General features: G+C 44.0%; 7 protein-coding genes. 5 read left to right on the plus strand and 2 right to left on the minus strand.

Annotated features, from left to right (window positions below; all coding sequences use genetic code 11):
- Positions 1–45 precede the first annotated feature (45 nt).
- Both AC3CIA_RS09390 and AC3CIA_RS09395 read right to left on the minus strand, forming a co-directional pair.
- Entirely contained in the window at positions 46–2,199 is a 2,154-nt protein-coding gene (locus tag AC3CIA_RS09390) for a heparinase II/III domain-containing protein (protein WP_488518033.1), read from the minus strand.
- Between the two features lie 2 nt (positions 2,200–2,201).
- Complete coding sequence (locus AC3CIA_RS09395) at positions 2,202–4,391, minus strand: heparinase II/III domain-containing protein (protein ID WP_488518034.1); 2,190 nt, start codon at positions 4,389–4,391, stop codon at positions 2,202–2,204.
- A gap of 333 nt (positions 4,392–4,724) precedes the next feature.
- Between AC3CIA_RS09395 and AC3CIA_RS09400 the strand changes: the two genes are divergently transcribed.
- The 5 genes from AC3CIA_RS09400 to AC3CIA_RS09420 all read left to right on the plus strand — a co-directional run bounded on the left by AC3CIA_RS09400 (position 4,725) and on the right by AC3CIA_RS09420 (position 10,423).
- Complete coding sequence (locus tag AC3CIA_RS09400) at positions 4,725–5,060, plus strand: cupin domain-containing protein (protein WP_004733502.1); 336 nt, start codon at positions 4,725–4,727, stop codon at positions 5,058–5,060.
- A 34-nt stretch (positions 5,061–5,094) separates the two neighbouring features.
- Positions 5,095–6,027 (plus strand): 2-dehydro-3-deoxygluconokinase, encoded by a 933-nt coding sequence (gene kdgK / locus AC3CIA_RS09405; protein WP_146454185.1) that lies wholly within the window; start codon positions 5,095–5,097, stop codon positions 6,025–6,027.
- 73 nt (positions 6,028–6,100) lie between these two features.
- Entirely contained in the window at positions 6,101–6,727 is a 627-nt protein-coding gene (locus tag AC3CIA_RS09410; protein WP_017069898.1) for a bifunctional 4-hydroxy-2-oxoglutarate aldolase/2-dehydro-3-deoxy-phosphogluconate aldolase, read from the plus strand.
- Positions 6,728–7,599: 872 nt separating this feature from the next.
- The gene (locus tag AC3CIA_RS09415) at positions 7,600–9,354 is read left to right on the plus strand and encodes a sodium:solute symporter family transporter (protein WP_086049217.1); all 1,755 of its coding nucleotides are present in this window, start codon (positions 7,600–7,602) and stop codon (positions 9,352–9,354) included.
- A gap of 304 nt (positions 9,355–9,658) precedes the next feature.
- Positions 9,659–10,423 carry a transporter substrate-binding domain-containing protein gene (locus AC3CIA_RS09420; protein WP_488518035.1) on the plus strand — a complete coding sequence of 255 codons (765 nt, stop codon included), beginning with the start codon at positions 9,659–9,661 and terminating at the stop codon, positions 10,421–10,423.
- Positions 10,424–10,490: the final 67 nt, after the last annotated feature.

Here is a 10,490-nt window from a genome sequence, read left to right on the forward strand (position 1 = left end):
CCACATCAATACATGCCATCGTTAAACGGCATATATGTTAATCATTTACAGTTGAGCGAATGATCCTTCCCACGAGTATGTCTCACCCGCGAACTCAACAGTGTGAGTTGCTTGCTGCGTGTCTTCAGCTTGGTTTGAAATACCGTAGTGGTAAGTGTTGCCAGATGTCGTTTGAATGCGCACAACAGTCCCGACACTGTTATGGCCAACAACAGACACTGATTTAACCAGACCACGAGCGCCTACAGAGGCTTCGATAGACTCGTTAAAGTAACCGTGTGTTTCCAATACAGAAGCAAACACATGGTTTTGACCAGACTGACGTAAGATGAACGCAGGCTCACTCTTAAGGTTGAAGTCTGGATCGTTAGCACCAGTGCGAGCAAAGATAACTTCGCTGCCCGCATTAGCGCTGGTTACTAGGCTGTAGTAGCTGCTGTCATGTAGCCAGCTTACTAGAGAACCTTCTTCGTTCACTTTGCCTGAAGCAACGTTCCACAGATGTTGGTAACCGTTGTCTTCACCTAACGGCTTAAGCGTTGTTTCCATGTTGTAATCGAAGTCAGTACGAATGATTTGACCAGAGTGGTGAACGGGTAGGTCGTACTGGTGCTCAGCGTCAGCTTCGATGCGGTAAACATCAATTACTAAAGGCTTTTCGAACTCAGGAAGATCAGCAAGAATCACACTGCGCTGCATGTCTACGCCAGTGTAGTACTCAGAAATCGTGCCGCTCATACCTTGTAGAGACTGGTCGTCTGCTACGAAGAAGTGCTTCTGACCAAACTTAGACTCAGCCAATGCTGTGTTGAAGTTATTCTGCGTTTTCTGATCAACCGTTACTGTGTTGTGAGCAACCGTCTGCTTACAGTAAGACTTGTTCTCTGGGATGTAACGACCGCCAAACTTAGGCTCAACGTTTACCCAACGACCAAAGCCGTAATCGTGCAGTATTTCGTGGCCACGGTTGAATACGCTTATGTGCAGGCCGTCGTAGTGACCGTGGTCTAGTGCAGAGTGGTACTGGTGGTCGCTGCCGTGCTGACCAAACCAGATCAACGCCATTGTGTCGTCGTCTTGCTCGTCACGGTGACGCAGGATGCTTACGCCGCCTTTTTCGCCTTCAGGGCCGTCTGTTACAAACAGGCTACCCCAGTTGAATGGTTTGATGTCGTCTGCTGCACCAACCGCATCAGACAGTGTTTTACCAGAAGCATGAACCCAAACATTTTTTTGGTGATCAGCCATACCAAGCAGAGTTTCAGTCTGCTCGTAACGGTGGAAACACACAGACGTCGCCATGATCACGCCTTCATCGTTGATAGAGATCGTCTTCGATGAATCGTTCAGAGCAGGTAATGTGCCGTCTGGGAATGCAGTTTTGAATACAGAGTAAGACGTTGTCTTGATCACTGAATCGTTAAATTCGTAAATACCAATTTCTGGCTGACGACGTTCAATCGCTTCTGCGAACAGGTAGATTGGACGTAGAGAGAAACGGTGGTAGTAAGGACCTTCCATGTAGTAGCCGTCTGGCGAGAACAGTTGGTCAAGTTGCGCTAGGAAACCGCCGCTTACTTTGTCCAGTTTCAGGCCGTAAAGTGCTTTATCTACAGATTCTTGATCGTTGATCGCGTAGCCACAGATACCTACCGCAGCCACTGCCCATAGGCCGTGGTTGTGTACGATATCGAAGTCGTGTGCGTAAGTAACAACGAACATTTCGATCATTTGCTTAAGAAGATCGTCTTCGATAAGGCGCTTCTGCTCTTCAGAGATAGTGTGGTAAATGCAGCTGTACGCACAAGAAGCGTAAAGCATCCACATGTTCTCGTTCAACGTTTGGTGGAACAGCTTACCCGGAGGGTTAGTGTCACGGCTTACGTTGCTTTCCAATGTTGGGTATACCGTCGCGTACGCTGTTAACATATCAACGATGTAATCACGGTACTTTGTTTCCTCAGTAATAAGGAATAAACGACCTGCTAGATCCATATGGATGTAGTTTTGCTTATGACGGTTGTGCTCGTAACCGCCGCCTTCACCGTGACCTGGTACTTCAATGCCAACTTCAGCCATGTAAGCGTCAGTTTGTTTAATGTCGCGAGTCAGTGCGTTACCTAAAAGGCTATCCTTGCCAAGTTCTTTACGAAGCTCTGCTGCTTCATCAAAGTTAAGTAAAAGTGGTTGATAGCTCATTATTATTTCCCTTGCTCTGCTAATTCTGGGTTTAAAGTTGTTTCTACTGAGTAGAAGCCTGTCCAGCTGTATACTTTGCCGTTCAGCTCTACTTTGTGTTCAGTGCTGTCAGTCGCGCCGAGTTGGTTGCTGATCATCACTGTCACGTTTGATTTCTCTGTGGTGATCTCAACTACCGAACCGATATTCGTGTGAGCCACTACCTTGATGTCTTTCACAACACCACGTGCATTAACTGATTGCTCGAACTCTTCGTTGAAGTAACCGTGCGTTTCAACAACAGAAGCAAACAGTGTTGTTTCTCCTTTGTTACGTAGAATGAACGCAGGCTCTGAACGTAGGTTGAAGCTTGGATCGTTAGCGCCTGTTCGAGTAAAAATCACTTCAGCATTGTCGTTAGACGTTGCACCTAGCCACGTGTAGTAAGTGTTGTTTTGTAGCCAGCTTACAAGTGCTGTGCCCTTCACTTCACCGCTTGCCACGTTCCATAAGTGTTGGTAACCGAAATCGTCACCTAGAGTGTTCAGCTCTTTGTTTGCTTGGTATTCGAAGTTAGTACGAACAATCTGACCTTGATATTGGTGTGAGTAGTCGTATTGATGTTCGCCTTCGCCGCCTTTCTCAGAATCTAAACGGTAAAGGTCTAATAGTAGCGGAGATTCTAGCTCTTCAAGGTTTAGCATGAACACGCTGCGTTGCATGTCAAAGCCTTGGTAGTGATCGTTAGCAAATGCACTCATACCGTTGATTTGCTCGTCTTCTACTTTAAAGAAGTGAGGTAAACCGTGTACTGAGTCTGCACGTTCAACATCAAAGTTGTTCTGACATTTTTCATCAATCGTTACTGCGTTGTGAGCAATCGTTTGACGAGCGTAAGATTTGTTTTCGTCTAGGTAACGGCCGCCGAATTTAGGCTCAACGTTCACCCAACGACAGAAGCCGTATTCACGCAGCACTTCTTGACCGCGGTTGAAGAAAGAAATGCCCAGCGTATCGAAGTTGCCGTGACCCATGCCGTGTTGACCGTAGTTCATCACTAGCTGAGAAACGTCGCCTTTCTTATCCTGCATACGGATAAAACCTTGTGCGCCGTTGTGACCTTGAGGGCCTTCGTTCAACTCAACACTTGGCCAGAAAGGCATGCCGATTTCTTTCTCAGCAGAAGCGGCTTCGTAGGCTTTAGATAACTCAAGACCACATGGATGCATCCATACTGCGTCTTGAATCTTCGCCATACCGAGAATGTTTTGGTCTACGCCGTTTTCAGAAGAGTAATGCTTGCTGTAAACACTGACGGCAACTTGAACACCCATGTCTGTGATACCCATAGTACGAGAAGCATCATTCAGAGCCGGGAACTCACCGTTCGGGTAAGCCGTCGCAAGCATCGCTTGTACTGTGTTGCCAATCACGCCGCCTTTGTAGTTGTAGATATCAACTTCAGGCATGTGGCGGTGAATCACTTCAGCGAACACACACGTTGGGCGAATCGCATAACGGTGGTAGTAAGGGCCTTCCATGTAGTAACCAGAAGGTGCAAACAGTTGAGAAACTTGCGCTAAGAAACCGCCAGTGTCGTTACGGTCGATGCCGTACACTGACATTTCAAGGTACTCACGCTTGCCTAAAGCAAGACCACAGATACCCACAGCGGCTACTGCCCAAATACCGTGGTTGTGAATGCGGTCGAAGTCGTGTGCGTATTTAACGGTAAACATTTCTAGCATTGGTTCGAAAATGCGAGACTCAATGTTGTCACGTTGTTCTTGTGTCAGTGTTGAAGCAACACAAGAGTAAGCTAAGCTTGAGAACATTAACCAGCAGTGTTCGTTCAGAATTTGGTGGAACAAACGGCCGGTAGGGTTGGTGTTTTTCTGTACGTGGTAATCAAACGTTAGGTATTTGTCTGCGTACTCTTCTAGTAATTCTGTAACAAAGTCAGCGTACTTTTTCTCTTTAGTGATCAAGAACATGCGACCAGCTAGATTCATGTACGTGTAATTTTGCTTATGGCGGTTATGTTCGTAACCCCCTGCTTCACCGTGACCTGGAACATCAATAGGTAAACGCATGAATGCTTCTAGGTCTTTCGCGTTCGCTGCAATGGTTTTGCCCATTAAACTAGAACGGCCCACTTCAAGATGAAGCTGTTCGATTTCAGCTTCAGTCAACAATACTGGTTTAGTCGTCATATTCTTTGTCACCCTCAATAAAGAGTTTATCTGCTTAAACTTTGATTAAATTCTCAAACTCCATATAAAGTAATACAATAAGAGCTTTAATTATACCTATTCGTTACCAAATGATGATTAGAGTCACATAATCAACCGTAAGTCATTGATGTAAATGACTAATGATAAATATCGGTCATTTATTAAGTTATTGATTTATTTACGCTATATAAAGTATCGCTTGATCAATATCACACAAATTTAGATATATTGTATTACAATTGAGCTCATTCCCTTATGATGGATGCAAGTTAAGTAACACTTAAAAGATTTAAACAGATTAGGAGATACACAATGAACTCTTTCTTTATCCTAGATGAAAACCCATGGGAAGAACTTGGTGGCGGCATTAAGCGTAAAATCGTCGCTTACACTGACGATCTTATGGCTGTACACCTATGTTTTGATAAGGGCGCGATTGGTCACCCTCATACTCACGAAATTCACGACCAAATCGGTTATGTTGTCCGTGGTAGCTTCGAAGCTGAAATCGACGGCGAGAAGAAAGTGCTTAAAGAAGGCGATGCTTACTTCGCTCGTAAACACATGATGCACGGTGCGGTTGCACTAGAACAAGACAGCATCCTTCTTGATATCTTCAACCCTGCGCGTGAAGATTTCCTAAAATAATAACTAGCGCAACCTCAGTTGCTAAGGTAAGCATATGAAATCATTAAACATCGCGGTCATTGGCGAGTGCATGGTTGAGCTACAAAAGAAACAAGACGGGCTTAAACAAAGTTTTGGTGGCGATACGCTGAATACTGCACTTTACTTGTCACGCTTAACAAAAGAGCAAGATATCCAAACAAGCTATGTAACCGCACTAGGCACTGACCCATTCAGCGTCAACATGTTGAAAAATTGGCAAGCTGAAGGTATCGATACAAGCTTAGTGGCTCAGCTCGATCACAAACAACCAGGGCTTTATTACATCGAGACCGATGAAACTGGTGAACGCAGCTTCCATTACTGGCGTAGTGATGCTGCAGCGAAGTTCATGTTTGATCAGGAAGACACGCCTGCTCTTCTTGATAAGCTGTTCTCTTTTGACGCGGTTTACTTAAGTGGTATTACGCTGGCAATCTTGACAGAAAATGGTCGCACGCAGCTATTCAACTTCTTAGACAAATTCAAAGCTCAAGGCGGCCAAGTATTCTTCGACAATAACTACCGTCCTAAACTTTGGGAAAGCCAACAAGAAGCGATTTCTTGGTACTTGAAAATGCTTAAGTACACAGATACGGCTCTGCTGACGTTTGATGATGAGCAAGAGCTATACGGCGACGAAAGCATTGAACAATGTATTACACGTACGTCTGAGTCTGGTGTGAAAGAGATCGTCATTAAACGTGGCGCGAAAGACTGCTTAGTGGTTGAAAGCCAAAGCGCTCAGTACGTTGCACCCAACCCTGTAGACAAAATCGTTGATACTACCGCAGCTGGCGACTCGTTCAGTGCAGGCTTCTTGGCCAAGCGCTTGAGCGGCGGTAGTGCTCGTGATGCTGCATTTGCAGGTCATATTGTTGCAGGAACCGTGATTCAGCATCCAGGTGCTATCATTCCTCTAGAAGCGACGCCCGATCTGTCTCTATAATTACGCACTTTAACTATTAATCAAGGGTTTGCTTAGTTGAAAGCAGGCCCACATTTGACGTGAGAAATAATTCATGACGACATTAAATGAACAACTAGCAAACCTAAAAGTAATCCCTGTAATCGCTATCAACCGTGCTGAAGACGCTATCCCTCTAGGTAAAGCGTTGGTTGAAAACGGTATGCCATGTGCAGAAATCACACTGCGTACAGAATGTGCAATCGAAGCGATTCGCATCATGCGTAAAGAATTCCCAGACATGCTAATCGGTTCAGGCACTGTACTGACTAACGAGCAAGTTGACGCATCTATCGAAGCTGGCGTTGATTTCATCGTAAGCCCAGGTTTTAACCCACGTACTGTTCAATACTGTATCGACAAAGGTGTTGCAATCGTACCGGGTGTTAACAACCCAAGCCTAGTTGAGCAAGCAATGGAAATGGGCCTTCGCACGTTGAAGTTCTTCCCTGCTGAGCCTTCAGGCGGTACTGGTATGCTTAAAGCACTAACAGCAGTTTACCCTGTTAAATTCATGCCTACTGGTGGCGTAAGCTTGAAGAATGTTGATGAATACCTATCGATCCCTTCTGTTCTTGCGTGTGGCGGTACTTGGATGGTTCCAACTAACCTTATCGACGAAGGTAAGTGGGACGAACTAGGCAAGCTTGTTCGTGACGCAGTTGATCACGTTAACGCTTAATCTATTTTAGATTTGGTGATAAAGCCTCACTTCGGTGGGGCTTTTTGTTTTCTCGGGCTCTGCGAATTCAGTATTTGCCGTTATCGGTATCCGGAAGTTTGGAGAACTTAGCAACTTAGCAACTTAGCAACTTAGCAACTTAGCAACTTAGGGTATCCCTGCTCCACCAGACGTATACGCCCAATAAAGACCTCTCCAATACCTTCCTATTAATCAAACTACCCACCAGCTTCACACTCGATGATATTACGTAGCATGCTATCTTAACGCTTCACAGAGCGCTTGCTTTGCTTGGAAAGCTATACTCAAAAATTTCATCTCAATGGAATCCAGCATCATCGAGAGACACAACGCCTAAACCTGAAGCTATTGTTATAGATAGCGCGGTTTCTCACTCTTATTTCCGCCCATTCGACAAGCTAAGAGTCCAAACGCTAAAGCCGTGGTCAAATCAAAAAGAAATGGGAAACGCGAAACAGAAATAAAGGCTTAAAAACAATAAGCTACACTTAAAAGCCGGAAACATGACTTAGCGATTGAGTATTGAAATTTAACGTGAATTCCATCGTAAAATCACGTCCAGTTGTAGCGTATTTGTTACGGTTATAATTAAAATCTTATAAATAAGGCAAACTGAAAGCTTGCTGCCTATATTGTAATACATATAAACATTTGCACTCCAATTTATTTTGAATCTAAAACAAATTGGGTGAACAATTTAGTTATTTAAAACAGCAACTTAAACAATAGCAACGCAAGCAAGTAAAAATCAATGCGACCTAGATCATACTAAAGGCATATTGTAGTACAAATAAACCTTTGGACGCGTTAATCTAAGCCCAGTTAATTATGATATTTAAAAGGCTGAAAAGATGACTATTGATACTTTTGTTGTTCTCGCCTACTTCTTCTTTTTGATCGCTATTGGTTGGATGTTCCGTAAGTTCACCACCTCTACTAGTGATTACTTCAGAGGTGGCGGCAAAATGTTGTGGTGGATGGTTGGTGCAACTGCCTTCATGACACAATTTTCAGCATGGACGTTTACAGGTGCCGCAGGACGCGCATTCACCGACGGTTTCGTCGTTGTAATCCTATTCTTGGCCAATGCATTTGGTTATTTCTTAAACTACGTTTACTTCGCGCCTAAGTTTAGGCAGCTTCGTGTTGTTACAGCAATCGAAGCTATTCGTCAGCGTTTTGGTAGAAGTTCAGAACAGTTCTACACTTGGGCTGGTATGCCAGATAGCTTGATCTCTGCGGGTGTTGCCTTAAACGGTATCGCAATTTTTGTATCTGCCGTATTCAACATTCCGATGGAGGTGACGATTGTCTTCACTGGTGTTGTACTAGTGATCATGTCGGTAACTGGTGGTTCATGGGCGGTTGTTGCGTCCGACTTTATGCAGATGTTAGTTATAATGGCAGTAACCATTACCTGTGCTGTGGCAGCATACTTCCACGGTGGTGGTGTCTCGAACATTGTTACAAACTTTACTGGTGACTTTTGGGTTGGTAACAATCTCAACTACATGAGTATCTTCATTCTATGGATTGTTTTCATTCTTATTAAACAGTTCGGTGTAATGAACAATGGTATTAATGCTTACCGTTACCTGTGTGCTAAAGACAGCGAAAACGCACGTAAAGCTGCAGGCTTAGCAACAGTTCTAGCAATTGTTGGCCCGCTAATTTGGTTCCTTCCTTCTTGGTACGTTTCTGCATTTATGCCAGATTTTGTAAGTGACTACAGTGTTGGCGCAGATGCTGCTTACCTTGCGTTTGTGGAAAATGTGATGCCAGCTGGTATGGTTGGGCTATTGATGTCTGCAATGTTCGCTGCGACGATGTCTTCAATGGACTCTGGCCTTAACCGTAATGCAGGTATTTTTGTTGTTAACTTCTATAACCCGTTTGTTCGCCCAAATGCTTCGCAGAAAGAGTTGGTTATAGTAAGTAAGGCAATGACAATTTTTATGGGCTTGGTCATTATAGGCCTTGGCTTATACATCAACTCACTGCGTCACCTAAGTCTGTTTGATATTGTACTTAATATCGGCGCATTAATTGGTTTCCCAATGCTAATTCCAATCTTGCTGGGTATGTGGATTCGCAAGACTCCAGACTGGTCTGGCTGGGCAACATTAGTTGTTGGTGGTGTTGTTTCTTATATCTTTGGTATTTCATTACAAGCAGAAGATATTGAAAACTGGTTTAACCTAGATCAAGCATTAACAGCACGTGAGTGGGGTGACTTAAAAGTAGGTCTCAGTCTTGCTGCCCATGTTATCTTTACAGGTGGTTTCTTCTTGCTAACAATGCTGCTCTATAAAGGCCGTACGCCAGAGCGCGAAGCGGAAGTTGAAAAGCTGTTTGAAAACTGGAATACACCTGTTATCTCAGAAGGTGCAGAGCAGCAACAGTTAGATATGAAACAACGCAGTATGCTTGGTAAATTGATTTCAGTTGCAGGCCTTGGTGTTCTATTGATGGCATTGATTCCAAACGACATGTTTGGTCGCTCAATGTTCGTGCTGTGTGGCACAATCGTCTTGACAGTAGGTATACTATTAATCAACGCATCAAGAGCTACAGCTAAGATGACCAACGAGTCAGTTGCTAAATAGCCCAATCGCTAAAGAAAGCATCTAACACGTTAAACCAATATGAAGCCCATGTTATTCGATAACATGGGCTTTTTGTTTACCACTCAAAATTTCTGATACTTTTAAATCTGAATAGCACTTTAATGTGTCTTCTCCCCTTCCCTAAACCTTTCAATTACACCCGTTACACCCTTCTTTCAGACAGAGTTTTCTTACCTCTATTTTTTGTAATCGCACTTTCTTTTAAACTTTCCAATGGTTTGATCTCTTTCTGCTTTTCTTTCTGTTACTTTTAACAACTAGACAAACACAACAGATAATTACAATGAAAAAAACATCACTATTACTTGCTTCCATTACTCTGGTACTTTCCGGCGCAGCGCAAGCTGACCAGTTAGAAGACATTCAAAAATCAGGCACACTTCGCGTCGGCACCACAGGCGACTACAAACCTTTTTCTTACTTCGACGGCAAAACCTACTCTGGTTATGACATTGACGTGGCTAAGCATGTTGCAGAGCAGCTAGGCGTCGAATTACAGATTGTTCGTACCACATGGAAAGATCTACTGACCGACCTCGACAACGATAAATACGACATCGCGATGGGTGGTATTACGCGTAAAATGCAACGCCAATTAAACGCAGAGCAAACTCAGGGATACATGACCTTTGGTAAGTGTTTCTTAGTCGCGAAAGGCAAAGCAGAACAGTACGACAGCATTGAAAAAGTAAATCTATCTTCGGTTCGTGTAGGCGTGAATATTGGCGGCACTAACGAGATGTTTGCAGACGCCAACCTGCAGAGCGCAAGCTTCACACGTTACGAGAACAACTTAGATGTGCCGCAAGCCGTTGCGGAAGGCAAAGTTGATGTGATGGTGACAGAAACCCCTGAAGGTCTGTTCTATCAAGTAACGGACGAACGCCTTGAAGCAGCCCGTTGTGAAACTCCGTTCACCAATAGCCAATTCGGTTACCTAATTCCTAAAGGCGAACAACGTTTGTTGAACACAGTGAATTTCATTATGGATGAGATGAAATTGAAAGGCGTTGAAGAAGAGTTCCTGATCCACAACTCGCTAAAATAATCTTGTTGTGGTTTATACAGAGCAAAAAAATAGGCCAGCATTGCTGGCCTATTTCGCTTGGTTTTGT

The organism is Vibrio sp. QJM3NY_27 (assembly GCF_057785955.1).

Coding starts and splice junctions, on each gene's coding strand:
- AC3CIA_RS09390 (WP_488518033.1), bottom strand. CDS start 2,199: ATGAGCTATCAACCACTTTTACTTAACTTTGATGAAGCAGCAGAGCTT.
- AC3CIA_RS09395 (WP_488518034.1), bottom strand. CDS start 4,391: ATGACGACTAAACCAGTATTGTTGACTGAAGCTGAAATCGAACAGCTT.
- AC3CIA_RS09400 (WP_004733502.1), top strand. CDS start 4,725: ATGAACTCTTTCTTTATCCTAGATGAAAACCCATGGGAAGAACTTGGT.
- kdgK (WP_146454185.1), top strand. CDS start 5,095: ATGAAATCATTAAACATCGCGGTCATTGGCGAGTGCATGGTTGAGCTA.
- AC3CIA_RS09410 (WP_017069898.1), top strand. CDS start 6,101: ATGACGACATTAAATGAACAACTAGCAAACCTAAAAGTAATCCCTGTA.
- AC3CIA_RS09415 (WP_086049217.1), top strand. CDS start 7,600: ATGACTATTGATACTTTTGTTGTTCTCGCCTACTTCTTCTTTTTGATC.
- AC3CIA_RS09420 (WP_488518035.1), top strand. CDS start 9,659: ATGAAAAAAACATCACTATTACTTGCTTCCATTACTCTGGTACTTTCC.